Here is a 485-nt window from a genome sequence, read left to right as displayed (position 1 = left end):
CAAAGGAGGCGACGCTCAGCGTGTCGGTGACGTGCTGGCCGGCGGTCAGATGATCGGCCAGGCCCTGGTCGAGCGTGTAGGTCCATGCCCCCGAGTTGGGGTTGAAGGTGAAGGTGCCGTAGCTGCCGGCGAGCGAAGCCGGGGTGGCGAAATGATCCTCGCCGGTGTCGACGTCGTGGACGGTCAGCTGGCCCGATGCGCTCGGATCGCCGGCGACGGCGTTGCCGGTGCCGCCGGCCTCGGCGACGGCGCTGTCCTCGGCCGCCGATGCGGTGATCGAGGCGAAGTCGTTGGCGCCGGTGATGTCGACGACGATGTCGTGGCTGGCGGTGCCGTCAAAGGAGGCGACGCTCAGCGTGTCGGTGACGTGCTGGCCGGCGGTCAGATGATCGGCCAGGCCCTGGTCGAGCGTGTAGGTCCATGCCCCCGAGTTGGGGTTGAAGGTGAAGGTGCCGTAGCTGCCGGCGAGCGAAGCCGGGGTGGCG

1 protein-coding gene is annotated in these 485 nt (G+C 69.5%); it reads right to left on the bottom strand.

The window, feature by feature from the left end:
• The coding region (locus AC1DZU_RS35665) for a VCBS domain-containing protein (protein WP_477292157.1) at positions 1–485 on the bottom strand (485 nt) is incomplete at both ends.

The organism is Mesorhizobium sp. P2_A12 (genome assembly GCF_056405075.1).
Note: the sequence above shows the minus strand (reverse complement) of the source record. Positions and strands in the feature narration are given on the sequence as shown.